Origin of the sequence: Micromonospora sp. ALFpr18c, from assembly GCF_008868155.1 — a bacterium.
Taxonomy (GTDB): Bacteria; Actinomycetota; Actinomycetes; order Mycobacteriales; family Micromonosporaceae; genus Micromonospora.
In genome coordinates, this window is record NZ_WBKR01000060.1 from 1 (window position 1) to 17,024 (window position 17,024).

Below are 17,024 nucleotides of genomic sequence, written 5' to 3' on the forward strand. Positions count from 1 at the left end.
CCGGGGCGGAGGCTCAGGGCGATTGCGTAGTCGATCGGTGGGTGCCCTGAGCTGGGTATCTGCGGGTTGAGTGGCCTCTGTGGAGGCAGGAAGAGCGGGTGAGATCGCGTTGGTGATCGTGGAGTTCTCTTGGCTTCACGACACCCCGAGGACCTCACCCGCCGATGTCATCGTGCCCGATCCCCGTGCTGTCTTCGGTCGTCGGCGCCCCTGGCACGTCCTCATGGTCTGTTACTGCGGGTGAGACGAGGGGACTGCTACACGCCGTGGCGGCGGTCCCGGATCCTCGAGATCCACGGGGAGTGCGTTACCCGCTGTCGGGCTTGCTCGCGGTTGCGGTGTGCGCGGTCCTCGCGGGGGCGTCGTCGTTCGCCGCGATCACCGATTGGTTGCACGATCTGGATGAGTAGGCCCGCGACCGGTTCGGCTTCGGCCGTGGGGTGCCGGCGGGTACGACGGTATGGCGGTTGGTGACCGGCCTCGACGATCAGTTGTTGTCTACTGTCCTCGCGGGTTGGCTGGAGGTCCGCGCCCGGCCGGTCACACCCCGGCCGCACCGATATCGGACGGTGATCGCCGTGGATGGGAAAACGCTGCGGGGAGCCCGCGGTGTTGACGGCGGTCAGGTTCATCTGCTGTCCGCGCTGGACACCAGCACCGGCATCGTCCTGGCCCAGGTCACCGTGAGCGCGAAGAGCAACGAGATCGGTGCGTTCGCATCGCTGCTCGACGCGGTCGAGTCAGTGTTGGGCAGCCTGACTGGTCTGCTGTTCATCGCCGACGCCCTGCACACTCAGACCGCCCACGCCGAGGAGATCGCCGCCCGCGGCGCCCACCTGATGATCCCGACGAAAGGCAACCAACCCACCCTGTTCAAGCAGCTCAAGACCTGCCCTGGCCGGAGATCCCGATCGGGCACCGCCACCGCGACACCCGCCACGGCCGCCGCGAGATCCGCACCGTCAAAGCCATCACCGTGGCTACTCCGGCCGGCATCGGGTTCCCCCACGCCGAGCAGGCCGTCCGGATCACCCGCACCCGCACCCGCAGCGGGAAGGCCAGTCGCGAAACCGCCTACTACACGGTGTCTCTGCCCGCCGAGCAGGCCCAACCCGCCGACCTGCAGCACTGGGCCCGCCTCGAATGGCATATCGAAAACCGCGTGCATCACGTCCGGGACGTCACTTTCCGTGAAGATTTCCGCCAAGCCCGGACCGGCACCGGACCCGCCGTCCTCGCGACCCTGCGTAACACCTCGATCGGCTACCACCGCACCAACGGCGAGGCCAACATCGCCCGCGCCACCCGACGCCCCCACGACCTCATCACCGCCGTGACCAGCAGCATCCCGACAACGCAATGACCCTGCCCTGCCGCCCGGTGCGGGATCGGCCCAGGGACTCGCGGTCCTTGGGCTGCTCGCCCGCGGCGGCCAGCGTTTTTGGGTGGCGCTTCGAGGCGCGCGACGAGGCGGGCGTGGTCGCCGGGTTCGTCACGTACCAGCTGACCGGCGGCATCGTCGCCTACACCCACACCGAGGTCGATCCGGCGTTCGAGGGCAGGGGCATCGGCTCGACGCTCGCGCGCGCGGTGATGGACGACGCGCGAGCCCGGCGCCGGACGGTGGTGCCCATCTGCCCGTTCCTCGCCGAGTGGCTGACCAAGCATCCGGAATACGAGGACATCGTGGCCCGATCGACCCGCAAGGTGAAGTAGGGCACCGAAGGACGTGACCGCCGTCGCCTTCCGTGCCCTGCACCATGCCCGTGCCGCTCAGGCGTCGGCGCGGGCGGCGAGGGCGTCTACCAGGCGGCGGGCGGAACCGGCCAGGTTCCACCTGGAGGCCAGGTCGAGCAGCCGGTCCGGGTCGGCGGGCGCGGTGGGCAGCGCGGTGGGCAGCTCCGGCAGGGGGACGTCCAGGGCGACCCGGACCACGGTCGGTGCCACACCCAGGTAGTCGCGGGCGGCGACCAGCTTGGTGCGCAGACCTGGAGCGAAGGACGAGTCGGAGTCGTCCAGCGCGGCCAGGATGCCGGCGATACTGCCGTAGCGCTCGATGAGCCGAGCGGCGGTCTTCTCGCCGACACCCGCCACCCCGGGCAGGCCGTCGCTGGGGTCGCCGCGCAGCGCGGCGAAGTCGGCGTACCGGTCGGCCGGCACGCCGTAGCGCGACCGCACGGCGGCGTCGTCGCAGTCATCGAGCTTGGCCACGCCACGCCCGATGTAGAGCAGCCGGACGCCCCGGGCGTCGTCGACGAGTTGGAACAGGTCCCGGTCGCCGGAGACCACCTCGACCGGACCCGGCTGCGTCACCGACAGTGTGCCGAGCACGTCGTCGGCCTCGTAGCCGGTCGCGCCGACGGCGGTGATGCCGACGGCCTCCAGCACCTCCAGGATCATCGGCACCTGCGGGGAGAGCGTGTCCGGTACGACTTCGCCGCCCTGCGGCGCCACCCGGTGCGCCTTGTACGACGGCAGCAGGTCGACCCGCCACGCCGGCCGCCAGTCGTAGTCCAGAGCGCAGATCATCCGGTCGGCGCCGCGCCCCCGGATGAGGGTGGCGAGCATGTCGAGGAAGCCGCGCACCGCGTTGACGGGGGTGCCGTCCTCGGCCCGGGCGGCGGACTCCGGAATGCCGAAGTACGCCCGGAAGTAGAGGCTGGGTGCGTCGATCAGCAGGATCGGGGATCGGTGTGCCACGCCGGACAGCCTGGCACAACCCTCCGACGATCAGGGGTACGCCCGGCCGTCGACGTGATCAGCGCTGCTCGTCGTGCCGGTAGACGGTCTCCCGCCGGGCCAGGTGCTGCACGACGTAACTGGTCACCAGCAGCAGGATCGCGACCAGCACCTCGACCCAGGCCGCGACGCCGTCGGCCACGGTGAGGCCGATGATCAGCAGCACCAGGCCGACGAGCGCGAGCACTCCGGCCCACAGTTGCCAGCGACGGCGTGTCGCCGCCCGGTTCGCCTCGTTCGCTGCCACTGGTCCTCCCGGTCGGGCCTGCCCGCGCGGGCGACCCGATCCCAGGCTATGGCCCCCGCTGCCGTCCGACCAGGAAAACCACCGCGCGGGCCGGCCCACACACCGCGCGGCGCCGACCGGTACGTGTTCGGCGACGCGACCGGGGTTCGCCGGGTGGCCGACGGCCTGTGGTCGGGCGCCGAGGTCACCGATCGCCGAGGGTGGGCGCGGTCAGTGGCCGGGCTGGGCACGCCGACCGCCGACCCGACCATGCTGGTCGTGCCGGCGGTCCACCATCGCCGGAACACTCCGGTCCGTTCGTCGACGCGCGTGTCGCCGGCCCCCGTCCGCCGTGCCGACGCGTTCCCGACGTCGATGCGTTTCAATCTGGAACGGACTATAGTCGCGAGAGACGAGAGGGGGAAGCGGGTGCGACGAGAGGATCTCGCCGACGCGGACTGCGGCATCGCGCAGGCGCTCGGCGTGCTGGGGGACTGGTGGACGTTCCTCATCGTGCGCGACGTCGCCGGCGGTACGACCCGCTTCGACGCGCTCCAACGCGACCTGGGGGTCAGCCGGCGGGCGCTGACCGAACGTCTCACCGCCCTGGTCGAGCACGGCGTGTTGCGACGCCGCCCGTACTCCGCGCACCCGCCACGGCACGACTACCTGCTCACCGCGAAGGGCGAGGGACTGCTGCCGGTGCTGATCGCCCTGCAGGACTGGGGAACGAGGCATCTGATGGGTGACGGTGATCTGACCGCGACCGCCGACGCCGCGTCGGCCGAGGTGCGCCGGGTGCGGGACCTGGTCGGGCGGCGGCTACCCGAGGTCGCCCTTCCCGGCCCGGACGGCCGGCCGGTCCCGCTGACCACGTCGGACGCCTGGAGCGTCCTCTACCTCTTCCCCGGGGCGTACGCGCCGGACGCGCACGACTATCCGCCCGGCTGGGAGGGAATCCCCGGCGCCCGCGGCTGCACCCTCGAATCGAGCACCTACGCCGACCGGCACCCGGACTTCCGGGCCGCCGGGGCGCGGGTGTACGGGATCAGCACCCAGCGGCCGGACCAGCTCGCCGCCTTCACCGCGTACGCCGGGTTGCCGTTCCCGCTGCTGTCCGACCAGGATGGTCGGTTCGGCGCCGGGTTGCTGCTGCCGGTCTTCCGGGCCGGAGGGCTGACCCGGTTCAAGCGGATGACGCTCCTGGTCGACCCGGGGTCGGTGGTCCGGTCGGTGCAGTTCCCGGTCACCGATCCGGCCGGTTCGGTCGACGAGATGCTCGCCCTGGTCCGCGAGTACGCAGAGGTTCCCGGCTGACGCCGGGCGTCGACCGGGGACCTCTGCGGAACGCACCGTCAGGCCGGGAGGGTCCAGCGCTGGTTGGCGCCGGCGAAGCAGTCCCAGATCTGTAGCCGGGTGCCGTCGGCCGAGCTGTTGTCCGTGGCGTCCAGGCACTTGTTCGACTGCGGGTTGCGCAGCGTGCCGTTGGACTGCGCCTGCCACACCTGGGCGCCGCCGCCGGTGCAGGCCCAGAGCTGGACCTTGGCCCCGTTGGCCGTGGAGTGGTCGGTGACGTCGGCGCACTTGCCGAAGGCACGCAGCGTGCCGTCGCTGGCCACGGTCCAGGTCTGCGCGGCGGTGCCGTTGCAGGCAAAGAGCTGGATGGCGGCGCCGTTGGTGGTGCTCGCGCCCGCCACGTCGACGCACTTGCCGCCGATGCCGGTGATCCGGCCGGTACGACCGGTCGGCGGCGGGGTGGTGCCGCCCATGATGGTGTCGTACATGGCGCTGACCAGTGAGGTCGAGCCGGTGGTGTCCTGCGACAGCTCCCAGTTCATCACGCCGCCGGCGTTCGCGAGGGCCCACTGCGTCTTGCGCTTGACCGTCGGGACGCCGTTGTAGCACTGCTGCGCGCCGCCGGCGGTGGTGCAGTCCCGGTTGGCGTTGGCCGGGTCCATCGCGACCAGCGCCGAGTAGGTGTAGTAGCCGGGGCGGCTGTAGAACGGGATGCCGAGGACGGCCTTGCTGGCCGGCAGTCCGCGGGCCTTCCACAGGTTGATGCTGTTGATCGACCAGTCGTAGTTGGAGTGCGGGCTGCCGCCGTCGTACGCCATGATGTTGAGCCAGTCGACCTGGCTGAACACGGCCGTCGGTACGCCGTCGAGGTAGTAGCCCTCGGAGACCACGGCGGCGGTGAGCAGCTTGCCGCGGCTGTGCATGGCGCTGCCGAGCTGCGTCATGAGCTGGGTGTAGTTGGTGGCCGAGGCGCCCGGGTCCGGGTACTCCCAGTCCATGTCGACGCCGTCGAGGTTGTACTGGTTGACGAAGTTGACCAGGTTGTTGACGAAGGTGGTCCGGCTGCCGGAGTTGGCCGCGAGGGCCTCGAACGCCGAGTCGTTGCCGTCGTTCCAGCCGCCGACGGCGATCGACACCTTGACGTTGTTGGCGTGCGCGAGAGAGACCAGCGAGGAGAGCTTGCTCGGGTTCTCCACGGCGCGCAGGCTGCCGTCGTTGTTGGGCAGCACGAAGGCGTAGTTGATGTGGGTGAGCTTGTTGTACTGGATGCTGTTGACGTTGCCGGCCCACGAGGGCATGTAGCCGACGCTCTTGAAGTTGTTCGGCAGCACGACGGCCTGCGCCGCGGTGGGTACGAGGGTGAGGGTGGCGCCGGCCGTGGCCAGCGCGAGCAGGCCGGCGACGAGGGCGCGGCGCAGTGGTGAGGACATCGGGGGCCTTCCCGTGGGCGGGGGACGACGCCCGCCCGCGCAGGGTTGTCGCGGGCGGGAGGTGCGGGAGCAGAGACGGGTGGGCCTCGAGGCAACCAAATCTTAAAGAGTGTTAACTGTCGACGTCAATCAACGTCGGTAGATTTCCTTCGTGCCGGTTGTCCGAATTCGGATCAGGCCCAAACGACCGTTAAGCTGACGGGGTGGGAACCGACGAGCTGTACCCGCCGGACCGGCTTTCCGCCGCGCGACGCGCCACGGCCGCCGCCGGCCTGGACGCCCTGCTGCTCACCCCCGGCTCCGACCTGCGCTACCTGACCGGGTACGACGCCCACGCCGGTGAGCGGCTGACCTGCCTGGTGCTGCCTGCCGAGGGTGAGCCCACGCTCATCGTGCCGAGACTGGAACGTCCGGCGGCGGAGGCGGCACCGAACACCGGCGTCCGCATCGTCGACCACCCCGACGGCACCGACCCGTACCCCCTGGTCGTGGCCGCCCTCGACGGCCCGCCGGCGGCGGTCGGGCTCACCGACCGGATGTGGGCCGAGCAGGTCCTCGCCCTGCGCGCGGCGCTGCCCGGCGCCGCGCAGCGGCTCGCCGGCGAGGTGCTGCGCGAGCTGCGGATCCGCAAGTCCCCGGCGGAGGTCGCGGCGCTCGCCGAGGCCGGCGCGGCGATCGGCGAGGTGCACCTGCGGATGGGGGAGTGGCTGCGCCCCGGCCGCACCGAGGTGGAGGTGGCCGCCGACATTGCCGCGGCGATCCGGGCGGCCGGGCACGTCAGCGTGGACTTCGTCATCGTGGCCGCCGGACCGAACGGGGCCAGCCCACACCACGGCACCTCGGGCCGGCCGATCGGCGCCGGCGAGCCGGTGGTGGTCGACATCGGCGGCACGATGGCGTCGGGCTACCGCTCGGACTGCACCCGCACCTACGTGGCGGGCGGGCCGGCGCCGGCGGACTTCCCGGACTACTACGCGGTGCTGTGCGACGCCCAGCGCGCGGCGGTGGCGGCGGTGCGGCCCGGCATCACCGGCGCGCAGGCCGACGCCGCGGCCCGCGAACCGATCGCCGCCGCCGGCTACGGCCCGGCGTTCCTGCACCGCACCGGGCACGGCATCGGCCTCGACGGTCACGAGGAGCCCTACCTGGTGGCCGGCAACGACCGGCCCCTGGAGGCCGGCATGGCGTTCTCCATCGAACCGGGCATCTACCTGTCGGGCCGCCACGGCGCCCGCATCGAGGACATCGTCGTCTGCACCACCGACGGCGTGCAACGGCTCAACACCACCCCCACGGAGCTCATCGCGCTATGACTGTCGACCGGATCCTCCCCACCGCCGAGGCCCACGACCTGCTGGACCTCGCCACCGAGATCGCCGACCGCGAGCTCGCCGGAAAGGCCGCCGCCTTCGAGGAACGCGCCGAGTTCCCCCGCGAGGTGCTGCGCACGATCGGCCGGGCCGGCCTGCTCGGCCTGCCGTATCCGCAGGAGCACGGCGGGGCGGCCCAGCCGTACGAGGTGTACCTGCAGGTGCTGGAGGTCCTGGCCAGCCGCTGGCTGGCGGTCGCCGAGGCGGTCAGCGTGCACACCCTGTCCTGCTACCCGGTGGCCGCGTTCGGCACCGACGAGCAGCGCAAGCTCCTGCCGGACATGCTCGGCGGCGAGCTGCTCGGCGCGTACTGCCTGTCCGAGCCGCAGGGTGGCTCGGACGCGGCGGCGTTGAGCACCCGGGCCGTACGCGACGGCGACGCGTACGTCGTCTCCGGTACCAAGGCGTGGATCACGCACGCCCGGACGGCCGACTTCTACAACATCTTCTGCCGCACCGGCGGGCCCGGCGCGAAGGGGATCTCCTGCCTGCTCGCCGACGCCGGCACCGCCGGCATCGCCCCGCAGGCGGCCGAGCGGACGATGGGGTTGCGGTCCTCCCCGGTGGCGCAGATCGCGTTCGACGGGGCGCGGGTGCCGGCCGACCGGTTGATCGGCGGTGAGGGCGTCGGTTTCACCATCGCGATGTCCGCCCTCGACTCGGGTCGGTTGGGCATCGCGGCGTGCGCGGTCGGGCTGGCCCAGGCGGCGCTGGACTACGCGGTCTCCTACGCCCGGGAGCGGCAGCAGTTCGGCCGGTCCATCATCGACTTCCAGGGGCTCGGCTTCCTGCTCGCCGACGCGGCCACCCAGATCGCCGCCGCCCGCGCGCTGACCCTCGCGGCGGCCCGGCTGCGCGACGCCGGCCGGCCGTACTCGATCGAGGCGGCGAAGGCGAAACTGTTCGCCACCGACATGGCGATGCGGGTGACCACCGACGCGGTGCAGGTGCTCGGCGGCGCCGGCTACGTGAGCGATCACCCGGTGGAGCGGTACATGCGTGAGGCCAAGGTGTTGCAGATCGTGGAGGGCACCAACCAGATCCAGCGGCTGGTGATCTCCCGTTCGTTGGCGAAGGGCTGAGGACGGTACGTGGTGGCGCGGCTGCGGTGGGTCCACCGCGGCCCGCCGTCCGCGCGTGCGGCGGGTGCTTCGTCGCCGTCGGGCCGTTTTCCCGGTAGGTTGCTCGCTGTGGAGGAGATCGACCGCGCCATCGTCGCAGCGTTGACCGCTGACGGCCGCCTGTCGTACACGGATCTGGCCGAGAAGGTGGGCCTGTCGGTGTCCGCGGTGCACCAGCGGGTGCGCCGGCTGGAGCAGCGCGGGGTGATCAAGGGGTACGCCGCCCGGGTGTCGTTCGAGGCGTTGGACCTGCCGCTGACCGCGTTCGTGGCGATCCGCCCGTTCGACCCGTCGCAGCCCGACGACGCCCCGGAGCGGCTCGCGCACCTGCCCGAGATCGACTCCTGCTACTCGGTGGCGGGGGAGGACTTCTACCTGCTGCTGGTGCGGGTGGCCAGCCCGGCGGACCTGGAGCGGGTGCTGCAGGAGATCCGCACCTCGGCGAACGTGACGACCCGGACGACGGTGGTGCTGTCCACCCCGTACGAGAACCGTCCGCCGAAGATCAGTGCTGGGGCGCCGAGTCGGTCGCGGTCCCGGGTGCCGGAGGAGCCGGCTGGTTCCACCGCAGGATGACCTGCCGTCCGTGTTCGTGACCGAGCACGCTGACCGTGGCGGTGTCCAGCCGCAGTCGGCCGCCGGCGGACGGGGGCAGGCCGATCCAGCGGGCGCCGAGCACCCGCAGGCTGTGCGCGTGGCCCACCAGCGCCACGGTGCCCCGGTCGAGCAGCGGGGTGACCCGGGCCAGCACGCGGTCGAGCCGTTCACCCACCTGCGCGGGTGACTCCCCGCCGGGGCAGCCGTCGGTCCAGATGTTCCAGTGCGGGTCGTCCTCGTGGATGTCGACGGTGGTGCGGCCCTCGTACTCGCCGTAGTTCCACTCGCTGAGGTCCTCGTCGACGGTGTCGACGGTGAGCCCGGCGAGCTGCGCGGTGCGCAGCGCCCGGGAGCGGGGGCTGGCGAGGACGGTGACGAACCGGCGGCCGGCCAGGAACGCCGCGAGGGTGCGGGCCTGGCGCTCACCGTCGGGAGTCAGCTCCAGATCGGTGTACGAGGTGTGCCGCAGGCTGGCGCTCCAGGTGGTCTCGCCGTGCCGGATCAGCAGGAGCTCTCCCATGCGGCCAGTTAACCATCGGTGGGCGGGCCGACATGCGGCCCACCCTCAACCTATCTTCCTAGGATGCCCTAGCGGGTGTGCGGACCGGCACCGCCGGTTTCGGCACCCGAAGACCGGGCAACCGAACCGGGACACACGCCAGACCGAGGAGGCGCGATGAGCTTCACCGAGAAGGCACGGAACAAGGCCGAGCAGATGGCCGGTGCCGCGAAAGAGCGGGTCGGCGACCTGACCGACGACGAGCGGATGCGTGGCGAGGGTGCCAGCCAGCAGAGCGACGCGCGCGCCAAGCAGGCCGGTCAGAACGTCAAGGACGCCGGCCGCAACGTGAAGGACTCCTTCACGAAGTGACCTGAGCGGTTGGCGGGTCCCCGGGCGGCACGGTCGTCCGGGGACCTGCCGTGCGCGGCGGTTAGGGTCGCGGGGTGACGGTGCTGCGTTCCCTGGTGTTGTTCGCGTTGGCGGCGCTGGCCGAGATCGGTGGCGCCTGGCTGGTGTGGCAGGGCTGGCGTGAGCAGCGGGGCCTGTGGTGGATCGCCGCCGGTGTCATCGCGTTGGGTTGTTACGGCTTCGTCGCCACGTTCCAGCCGGACGCGAACTTCGGCCGGATCCTGGCCGCGTACGGCGGGGTGTTCGTGGCGGGCTCGCTGGTCTGGGCGATGGTGGTGGACGGGTTCCGCCCGGACCGGTGGGACGTGACGGGCGCGGCGCTGTGCCTGCTCGGCGTGGCCGTCATCATGTACGCCCCGCGCGGCGGTCCCGCGTAGCCGGTGCAGCCTCCTGGATCGACTGCGATCGTCAGGGCGACTCGCGCGGGACACTGAGGGATCCTCGCGTCTGCGATGATCGGCGGCGTGATCGGACCCCGGCTTCGCCCGTTCTGGTGTGGCGTACTGGTTGTGGTGGCCGTCGTCGCCACTGCCGGATGCACGGCGTCGCGGGTGCCACCGCCGGACCAGCCGGTCTTCGTCGGCACGTCCGCCTCTGCGCCCGCGCCCTCGACCTCGCCCTCGACCTCTGCGACCGCGGCCGCTCCGGCCTCTGCAGCCATGCCGTCGGCCGGACCGACGACACCGCAGGTGGCTCCGACGGCCATGGCGTCCGGGGCGACGTGGGTGGGGACCAGGGCACCGGTGGTGGACCACGGGCCGCGCACCGGCAACCGGGTGGCGTTGACGTTCGACGCGGACATGACCGACGGGATGTTGGCCAACCTGCGGGCCGGTCGGGTGAAGTCGTACGCCAACCTGCGCATCCTCGACCTGCTGGAGCGGGAGCAGGTGCCGGCGACGTTCTTCCTGACCGGCAAGTGGGTGCAGCGGTATCCGGAGGTCACCCGGCGGATCGCCGGCAATCCGCGCTTCGAGTTGGCCAACCACACCTACGGGCACGCGGCGTTCACCGACGACTGCTACGACCTGCCCCGCCTGCCCGTCGGCGAGTTGGCCGACGACGTGGCGAGGACGTTCGCGGTGATCGAGCCGTACGGGGGTCGGCAGACCCGGTACTTCCGCTTTCCGGGGCTGTGCCATGACGCGGCGGCGCTGGACGCCCTGGCGCCGCTGGGCGTGACGGTGGTCGACGGGGACGTGGTGAGTGGCGATCCCTTCGCGACGGCGTGGAAGCCGTTGGTGCGGGCGGTGTTGGACGGCGTGCGCCCCGGGTCGGTGGTGATCATGCATGTGACCGAGGCGAACGCCGCGATGACCGATGAGGCGCTGCCGCACATCCTGGCCGGGTTGCGCGAGCGGGGTCTGGCGCCGGCGCCGTTGTCGGAGGTCCTGGCCGGCGCCTGAGGTTCAGCCTCCCGTGGCCTGTCACGGTTGAGGTCGCCCCGGACCTGGAGTTGTTGTGAGTTCCGGGGAGATGAACGACGAGGATCGCTTCCAGCGTGTCTACGCCGAGGACTTCGAGTCGCTGTTGGCGTATGCGTTGCGGCGGGTGGCGCACTCCGAGGACGCGGCGGATGTCGTCGCGGAGACCTTCCTCGTCGCGTGGCGCCGCAGGCGGGACATTCCGGTTGAGGGGTGAGGCGCGGCTGTGGTTGTACGGGGGTGGCCCGTCGTGTGCTGGCCAACTATCACCGTGGTGGTGTTCGCCGGCAGCGGCTCGGTGAGCGGTTACGTCAGCAGATCGTGGCGGCGGTCGCCGATCCGGGTGGTGAGGTGCCGGAGCGGCTTGCGGTCCGGGCGGCGTTGGCGGGTCTGGCCGAGTTGGATCGGGAGGTGCTGATGCTCACCGTGTGGGAGGGATTGCGACCGCAGGAGGTGGCCGAGGTGCTGGGGGTGGAGCCCGCTGCGGTGCTCGAGGGTGTCGTCGAGGTGCCGCGGCGGCGGTCCCGGGTGCGTCGCTTCGCCGGCGTGGTGACGGCGGCTGCCGTGCTCGTGAGCGTTGTGCCGATGTCCGTGGTGATGCGGGGGGAGTCGGTGGATGGCGGGGTGTCGCCCATTGCGACCGCTGACGCTCAGGCGGTCTATTCCCCCGCTGGCGGTGGCGGCGGCGCAGAGGCACCCGCGGTTGCTGATCAACCGGTCCGGCTGGAAGGTGACCAGCCTGTACGGGTTCGTCGAGGAGCATGGCACGGTCGTGTTCCGCCGGGGTGGGCAGGAGTTGGAGATGAACTGGTATCCGGCGTCCGGGTATGCGGAGCGCCGGACCGACCGGCTCGGTGTCGGGCCCGCGACGTCGGTGCAGGTCGACCGGTGGCCGGCTGATCTGTTCCAGTACTTCGCCGGTGATTTCGCGGTGCTGGTGCGTCCGCGTGACGGGGTGTTCGTCGAGATGCGTACCTCGGGCAACTGGTCGCGTAAGGATCTGGACCGGTTGTCGCAGACATTGTCCGGGTGGATGCGCGGACGTGGTTGGCGGCGCTTCCGGCGGAGATGGTCGCGCCGGTGGGGGAGCCGGGCGGCGGCGGTGCTCGCCGATGTGCCGTTGCCACCCGGGTTCGATGTCGCCGCCCTGGAGGACATTGGTGTGAGTGACGCTTACCAGTTCGGTATGGGTGTGATGTCCCGGGTCGGGTGTGGGTGGATCGCGGAGTGGCAGCGGGCGCGGGTGAGTGGGGATGAGGCGGCGGTGCGGCGGGCCGCGGACGTGCTGCGCGGTAGTCACGGGTGGCGGGTGCTGCGCGAGTTGGACCGGGCCGGTGACTGGCCGGAGGTGTTCTGGGGGTACGCCGATGAGGTCGCGGCGGGGACGTTGCGGGCCGGTTACTCCCAGGGTCTGGGCTGTGCCTGACCTGGCCGGAGCGGGGGTTACGCCGGCGGTCGGGTGAGTTTGGCGGCCACGGCGTCGAGGACCCAGTCCAGGCCGGTGGCGAAGGATTGCTCGGCGTCCGCGTCTGCGCCGTCGTGCACGGCCTTGGTGAGGGCGGGATAGCGGCCCGTGGCCAGCATTGTCGTCAGGCGCGGGCCGGAGGCGCGCTGCCAGTCGCTTTTGGACAGGCCGGTGGCGCGTTCGGCTCGGCGGTTCGCGATCTCGCGCCTGATCGCGCCGGTGACGTAGGCGCTGACAGTTTCCGTGGCGCGCAGGACGGTGTCGATGTCGGCGAGGCCGTCGAGGGCGGCCAGTTTTGTCTCGGTGAGGGCGAGGCCGTTCGGGCCCAGGGATGGGCGGCCGCCGAGCAGGTCGGTTAGCCATTCGTGACGCAGGGCGGCCTGCCTGGTGCGGTGGGCGAGGGTGCGCAGGGCGTCCCGCCAGTCGTCGGGCTGTTCTGCGGGGAGGATCTCGGCGTGGACCCGGTCGAGCATGAGGTCGAACAGGTCGTCCTTGGTGGAGATGTATCCGTACAGGCGCATCGGGCCGGCGTTCAGCCGGGCGGCGACCTTGCGGACCGACACCGCCGCCAGGCCGCCCTCGTCGGCCAGCGCGATGGCGGCGGCGATGATCTGTTCCCGGTCGAGCGGCACGGGGGGATTCGGTGGTTCCGGCCGGTCCCACACGGTCATGGTCACTCCCTGCTGTTGCGGCACAGTGTACGGCCCCGATACAGTGTATCGCCATGAGACACCGTATAGCCGTGGTCGGGGGTGGCCCCGGGGGCCTCACCTTCGCCCGTGTCCTGCGCCGCCACGGCCACCCCGTCACCGTCCTCGAACGCGATCCGGCACCCGACTCCCGTCCTCCGGGCGGCACGCTGGATCTGCACGAGGGGCTGGGCCAGCTGGCACTGGACAAGGCGGGGCTGCGGGCAGAGTTCGAGGCGCTGTCTCGTCCCGAGGGGCAGGCCATGCGCATCCTGGACACCGCCGGGACCGTTCTGCGGGACTGGCGACCGTCTCCGGATGAGCGGGCCCATCCGGAGATCGACCGCGGGCACCTGCGTGACCTGCTGCTCGGCTCCCTCGACGTGCGGTGGGGCAGCGAGGTGACGCGGGTGGTGCCGGGCAGCGGGGATGGCGTGCTGGTCCAGTTCGCCAACGGACGGCAGGAGACGTTCGATCTCGTGGTGGGCGCGGACGGCGCCTGGTCCCGGGTCCGCCCGGCGGTCTCGCCGGTGACGCCGCAGTACACCGGCGTCACCTCGGTCGAGACCTCTCTCGACGACGTCGACGCCCGCCACCCCGATCTCGCCCGGTTGATCGGTGACGGTTCGGTGGCCGCGTACGGCGTGAATCGGTCTCTCGTCGCCCAGCGCAACAGCGGCGGTCACGTCAAGATGTACGCCAAGTTCCGCGCGCCCCTGGACTGGCACGCGGACCTGGACCTGGCCGACGCCGAGGCCACGCGATCGGCCCTTCTGGCGCTGTTCGACGGCTGGGCCGAGCCCGTGCTCGACCTGCTTCGCCGCGGCGGCGCGTTCGTCCACCGCCCGTTTTTCGTCCTGCCCGGATCCCACACCTGGGCGCACGTGCGTGGCGTGACGCTCCTGGGCGACGCCGCCCACCTGATGCCACCGTTGGGGGCGGGCGCGAACCTCGCGATGCTGGATGGTGCCGAGCTCGCGGAGTCCGTCGCTGCCGACCCGGAGGAGCTGGACGAGGCCGTCCGCGCCTTCGAGGAGCGGATGTGGGCACGGGCCGGCAGGTGGGCGGAGATCACGACGGCCGGTCTGGAACGCCTCGTGAGCCCGGACCCTGCCGAAGCCGTCGCCCTCTTCGACCACGTTCAGCCGTCCTGACCGGTGGTCAGTCGTCGCGGTGGTCGGCCCACCACTGCTGCCCGCCCTCGGGGAGGGTGTCGATCGGGTCGTAGTAGGCGTAGCGCTTGTTGAGCGCCTCCAGGTCGGCGGACTCGATGGAGGTGCGGTAGTTCTTGGTCCAGTAGGAGATGCCGCGCTCACGGTCGTAGTCGGTGAGCATGTGCACCCACCGCTTGCCGACGAAGGGGACGTCGCAGACGATGCGGGGGGTGGCGTAGCCGGGCAGGTAGCCCATGATGTCGTGCTGGAGTTGCTGGGCGTGCCAGACGGGGACACGCCAGTGTTCGGCGTTGGGGATCATGTCGCACATGTAGAAGTAGTAGGGCAGGATCCCGGCCTCGCCCTGCAGCGCGAAGCAGAGGTCGAGCAGTTCCGGGGTGGTGGCGTTGACGCCGCGCATGAGCACGCCCTGGTTGCGGACGTCGCGGACGCCGACGTCGAGGGCGGTCTGGGCGGCCTTGGCGACCAGCGGGGTGAGCGACTGGGCGTGGTTGACGTGGGTGTGGATGGCGAGGTTGACGCCGCGCCGGGCGGCGGTGCGGGCCACGCGCTCCAGGCCCTCGACGACGTCGGGCTGCAGCCAGTGCTGGGGCAGGCCCATGAGGGCCTTGGTGGCGAGCCGGATGTCGCGGACCGTCTCCAGTTCCAGCAGGCGCATGAGGTACGACTCGAGGTTGCGCCACGGCACGTTGGCGACGTCGCCGCCGGAGACGACCACGTCGCGGACACCGGGGTGGGCCTTGAGGTAGGCGATGTGGGCGTCGTAGCGCTCGACGGGCTTGAGGGTGAGCTTCAGCTTGTCGACGGCGGGGGTGGAGTTGCCGACCAGGTCCATGCGGGTGCAGTGCCCGCAGTACTGCGGGCAGGTGGAGAGCAGCTCGGCGAGGACCTTGGTGGGGTAGCGGTGGGTGAGGCCCTCGGCGACCCACATGTCGTGCTCGTGGAGGCTGTCGCGGCTGGCGTAGGGGTGTGACGGCCAGTCGGTGCGCCGGTCGGAGGCGACCGGGATCATGTAGCGGCGGATGGGGTCGGCAAGCAGCGCCTCGGTGGTGAGGGGCGCGAACGGCACCATCGTGTTGATCATCTGGGGTGGCACCAGCATGGACATGGTGGCCAGGGCCTTCTGATCGGCCTCGAGGTCGGTGTAGAAGCTGTCGTCGATGAGGTCACCGAAGACGGTGCGCAGCTGCTTGATGTTCTTGACGCAGTTGACGCGCTGCCACTGGGCGGACTCCCACTGGTCGCGGGTGACGTGACGCCAGCCGGGGAAGCGGGTCCAGTCGGGCTCGACGAGGGGGCAGCGGTGGTATTCGTACGGCTGCCCGGCGGTCGGCGCGTCGACCGGGGCGTGACGGGGGTGCGGGATGGTGTGGGTCACGGCCCCTCCTTGGTGCTGCGGCTGATCATCGAAGCTCGAAGGCTACTGGAAAATATTCGGCAAAGAAATTAGTCTGCCGTAAGTTTTCCCGTTACGCGAACCTTGACCGGGGCTTCGGGCGGCTGGACAGGGGAGGTCGGCGTGACGTCACCGGTGGGACTGCACCGCGTCGTACAACCGGCGGGGGTGCTGCCGCAGGCGGCCTGGCGGCTGGACGCGTCCGCCGCCATCGCGCCGAACGAGGTCCGGATCCGGGTGCAGCGGCTCAACCTGGACGCGGCGAGCTTCCGGCAGTTGTCGGAGAAGCACGGCGGGAACGGCGACGCGGTCCGCGCCGAGGTCCTGGAGATCATCTCCACGCGGGGGAAGATGCAGAACCCGGTGACCGGGTCCGGTGGGATGCTGATCGGCACGGTTGAGGAGGCCGGCCGGCGGTCCCCGCTCGGGCTCAAGGCCGGTGAGCGGGTCGCAACGCTGGTGTCGTTGACGCTGACGCCGCTGGTGATCACCGACGGGCTGGCGCGCTGGGACGGGCGCAGCGAGCAGGTGCCGTGCGACGGGTGGGCGATCCTGTTCGCCCGTTCCATCGCCGCGGTGCTGCCCGACGACGAGGACCCGCAGTTGTCCCTCGCCGTGCTGGACGTGTGCGGGGCACCCGCGCTGACCGCCCGGGTGGTGTCGCGCTACGTCGAGGACCGTCGGCGTACCGATGATCCGACGCCGGTGCGGGTCGCGGTGATCGGCGGGGCCGGCAAAAGCGGATCGCTGTCCCTCGCCGCGGCGCGGCGCGCGGGCGCCGCTCGTACCGTCGGGGTGGTGCCGGTGGCCACGGAGCGCGACGCGCTGACGGCCGCCGGTCTGGCCTCGGTGGTGGCGCTGGCCGACGCGCGCGACCCGGTGGGGCTGTCCACGGCGGTGACCACGGCGCTGGGCGCCCCGGCCGACGTCACGGTGGTGTGCGTGGACGTGCCCGGCTGCGAGCACGGCGCGGTCCTGGCCACCGCGGACGGCGGCACGGTGGTCTTCTTCTCGATGGCGACGAGTTTCTCCGCGGCGGCGCTGGGCGCCGAAGGGCTCGCGGCGGACGTGACGATGCTGGTCGGCAACGGGTACGTGCCGGGGCACGCGGAGCTGGCGTTGGGGCTGCTGCGCGCCGAGCCGGGGGTGCGTCAGCTGTTCGCGGCGCGGGTCGCGGCAGACTGAG

20 protein-coding genes and 1 pseudogene are annotated in these 17,024 nt (G+C 71.5%); 15 read left to right on the forward strand and 6 right to left on the reverse strand.

All coding sequences use genetic code 11. The features are described from left to right. The first annotated feature begins 164 nt into the window (after nt 1-164). The 4 genes and pseudogenes from F8271_RS33125 (at nt 165) to F8271_RS13470 (ending at nt 1,716) form a co-directional block, all read left to right on the forward strand. A complete protein-coding gene (locus F8271_RS33125) occupies nt 165-410 on the forward strand; it encodes a transposase family protein (RefSeq protein WP_225854503.1) in 246 nt (81 codons plus the stop codon). Nucleotides 411-470: 60 nt separating this feature from the next. After that, nucleotides 471-842 (forward strand): annotated as a pseudogene (locus F8271_RS33805) (ISAs1 family transposase); the annotation flags it as partial. Between the two features lie 134 nt (nt 843-976). Then, nucleotides 977-1,363: a transposase gene (locus tag F8271_RS33810; RefSeq protein WP_255473691.1), complete on the forward strand. Its 387-nt coding sequence runs from the start codon at nt 977-979 to the stop codon at nt 1,361-1,363. Nucleotides 1,364-1,410: 47 nt separating this feature from the next. Then, nucleotides 1,411-1,716 carry a GNAT family N-acetyltransferase gene (locus F8271_RS13470; protein ID WP_225854504.1) on the forward strand — a complete coding sequence of 102 codons (306 nt, stop codon included), beginning with the start codon at nt 1,411-1,413 and terminating at the stop codon, nt 1,714-1,716. Between the two features lie 57 nt (nt 1,717-1,773). Here F8271_RS13470 and F8271_RS13475 read toward each other — a convergent pair whose 3' ends face one another. Together F8271_RS13475 and F8271_RS13480 are read right to left on the reverse strand one after the other, a co-directional pair. Then, a complete protein-coding gene (locus tag F8271_RS13475; RefSeq protein WP_151490035.1) occupies nt 1,774-2,700 on the reverse strand; it encodes a 5'-3' exonuclease in 927 nt (308 codons plus the stop codon). A gap of 58 nt (nt 2,701-2,758) precedes the next feature. Beyond that, nucleotides 2,759-2,986 carry a hypothetical protein gene (locus tag F8271_RS13480; RefSeq protein WP_151490036.1) on the reverse strand — a complete coding sequence of 76 codons (228 nt, stop codon included), beginning with the start codon at nt 2,984-2,986 and terminating at the stop codon, nt 2,759-2,761. A gap of 408 nt (nt 2,987-3,394) precedes the next feature. Between F8271_RS13480 and F8271_RS13490 the strand changes: the two genes are divergently transcribed. After that, nucleotides 3,395-4,282 carry a winged helix-turn-helix transcriptional regulator gene (locus F8271_RS13490; protein ID WP_151490038.1) on the forward strand — a complete coding sequence of 296 codons (888 nt, stop codon included), beginning with the start codon at nt 3,395-3,397 and terminating at the stop codon, nt 4,280-4,282. Nucleotides 4,283-4,320: 38 nt separating this feature from the next. Here the strand turns inward: F8271_RS13490 and F8271_RS13495 are convergent, their stop codons facing one another. Then, complete coding sequence (locus F8271_RS13495) at nt 4,321-5,691, reverse strand: glycosyl hydrolase family 18 protein (RefSeq protein WP_151490039.1); 1,371 nt, start codon at nt 5,689-5,691, stop codon at nt 4,321-4,323. Between the two features lie 203 nt (nt 5,692-5,894). On the opposite strand from F8271_RS13495, the gene F8271_RS13500 reads away from it, so the two are divergent. The 3 genes from F8271_RS13500 (at nt 5,895) to F8271_RS13510 (ending at nt 8,758) form a co-directional block, all read left to right on the forward strand. Beyond that, entirely contained in the window at nt 5,895-7,004 is a 1,110-nt protein-coding gene (locus F8271_RS13500; protein ID WP_151490040.1) for a Xaa-Pro peptidase family protein, read from the forward strand. Further along, nucleotides 7,001-8,143, forward strand: a complete 1,143-nt coding sequence (locus F8271_RS13505) for an acyl-CoA dehydrogenase family protein (RefSeq protein ID WP_151490041.1) — start codon at nt 7,001-7,003, stop codon at nt 8,141-8,143. The genes F8271_RS13500 and F8271_RS13505 overlap by 4 nt, the downstream gene beginning before the upstream one ends. Before the next feature lie 108 nt (nt 8,144-8,251). Next, entirely contained in the window at nt 8,252-8,758 is a 507-nt protein-coding gene (locus tag F8271_RS13510; RefSeq protein ID WP_151490042.1) for an Lrp/AsnC family transcriptional regulator, read from the forward strand. Here F8271_RS13510 and F8271_RS13515 read toward each other — a convergent pair. Further along, complete coding sequence (locus F8271_RS13515) at nt 8,688-9,299, reverse strand: histidine phosphatase family protein (RefSeq protein ID WP_151490043.1); 612 nt, start codon at nt 9,297-9,299, stop codon at nt 8,688-8,690. The genes F8271_RS13510 and F8271_RS13515 overlap by 71 nt on opposite strands. A gap of 156 nt (nt 9,300-9,455) precedes the next feature. Between F8271_RS13515 and F8271_RS13520 the strand changes: the two genes are divergently transcribed. The 5 genes from F8271_RS13520 (at nt 9,456) to F8271_RS13540 (ending at nt 12,539) form a co-directional block, all read left to right on the forward strand. Further along, on the forward strand, nt 9,456-9,650 hold the full coding sequence (locus F8271_RS13520) for a CsbD family protein (RefSeq protein WP_151490044.1): 195 nt from the start codon (nt 9,456-9,458) through the stop codon (nt 9,648-9,650). Between the two features lie 74 nt (nt 9,651-9,724). Further along, complete coding sequence (locus F8271_RS13525) at nt 9,725-10,066, forward strand: YnfA family protein (protein ID WP_151490045.1); 342 nt, start codon at nt 9,725-9,727, stop codon at nt 10,064-10,066. Between the two features lie 348 nt (nt 10,067-10,414). Then, nucleotides 10,415-11,095, forward strand: coding sequence for a polysaccharide deacetylase family protein (locus F8271_RS13530; RefSeq protein WP_225854505.1), 681 nt, complete (start codon nt 10,415-10,417; stop codon nt 11,093-11,095). 55 nt (nt 11,096-11,150) lie between these two features. Continuing rightward, a complete protein-coding gene (locus F8271_RS33130; protein WP_225854506.1) occupies nt 11,151-11,330 on the forward strand; it encodes an RNA polymerase sigma factor in 180 nt (59 codons plus the stop codon). A 486-nt stretch (nt 11,331-11,816) separates the two neighbouring features. After that, nucleotides 11,817-12,539 (forward strand): hypothetical protein, encoded by a 723-nt coding sequence (locus F8271_RS13540; RefSeq protein ID WP_192580277.1) that lies wholly within the window; start codon nt 11,817-11,819, stop codon nt 12,537-12,539. Nucleotides 12,540-12,556: 17 nt separating this feature from the next. On the opposite strand, the gene F8271_RS13545 is transcribed toward F8271_RS13540, so the two are convergent. Next, entirely contained in the window at nt 12,557-13,249 is a 693-nt protein-coding gene (locus tag F8271_RS13545; protein ID WP_151490047.1) for a TetR/AcrR family transcriptional regulator, read from the reverse strand. Between the two features lie 53 nt (nt 13,250-13,302). Here F8271_RS13545 and F8271_RS13550 point away from each other — a divergent pair, with 53 nt between their 5' ends. Next, the gene (locus F8271_RS13550) at nt 13,303-14,421 is read left to right on the forward strand and encodes an NAD(P)/FAD-dependent oxidoreductase (RefSeq protein WP_151490048.1); all 1,119 of its coding nucleotides are present in this window, start codon (nt 13,303-13,305) and stop codon (nt 14,419-14,421) included. Nucleotides 14,422-14,428: 7 nt separating this feature from the next. Here the strand turns inward: F8271_RS13550 and F8271_RS13555 are convergent, their stop codons facing one another. Beyond that, a complete protein-coding gene (locus tag F8271_RS13555) occupies nt 14,429-15,820 on the reverse strand; it encodes a KamA family radical SAM protein (RefSeq protein WP_151490049.1) in 1,392 nt (463 codons plus the stop codon). Between the two features lie 153 nt (nt 15,821-15,973). Here F8271_RS13555 and F8271_RS13560 point away from each other — a divergent pair, with 153 nt between their 5' ends. After that, on the forward strand, nt 15,974-17,023 hold the full coding sequence (locus tag F8271_RS13560; RefSeq protein WP_192580275.1) for a zinc-binding alcohol dehydrogenase: 1,050 nt from the start codon (nt 15,974-15,976) through the stop codon (nt 17,021-17,023). Nucleotide 17,024: the final 1 nt, after the last annotated feature.

What these genes read in the sequence shown, in the direction of transcription:
- F8271_RS33125 (WP_225854503.1), top strand. Translation starts at nt 165, where the DNA reads ATGTCATCGTGCCCGATCCCCGTGCTGTCTTCGGTCGTCGGCGCCCCT.
- F8271_RS13495 (WP_151490039.1), bottom strand. Translation starts at nt 5,691, where the DNA reads ATGTCCTCACCACTGCGCCGCGCCCTCGTCGCCGGCCTGCTCGCGCTG.
- F8271_RS13505 (WP_151490041.1), top strand. Translation starts at nt 7,001, where the DNA reads ATGACTGTCGACCGGATCCTCCCCACCGCCGAGGCCCACGACCTGCTG.
- F8271_RS13515 (WP_151490043.1), bottom strand. Translation starts at nt 9,299, where the DNA reads ATGGGAGAGCTCCTGCTGATCCGGCACGGCGAGACCACCTGGAGCGCC.
- F8271_RS13520 (WP_151490044.1), top strand. Translation starts at nt 9,456, where the DNA reads ATGAGCTTCACCGAGAAGGCACGGAACAAGGCCGAGCAGATGGCCGGT.
- F8271_RS13545 (WP_151490047.1), bottom strand. Translation starts at nt 13,249, where the DNA reads ATGACCGTGTGGGACCGGCCGGAACCACCGAATCCCCCCGTGCCGCTC.
- F8271_RS13550 (WP_151490048.1), top strand. Translation starts at nt 13,303, where the DNA reads ATGAGACACCGTATAGCCGTGGTCGGGGGTGGCCCCGGGGGCCTCACC.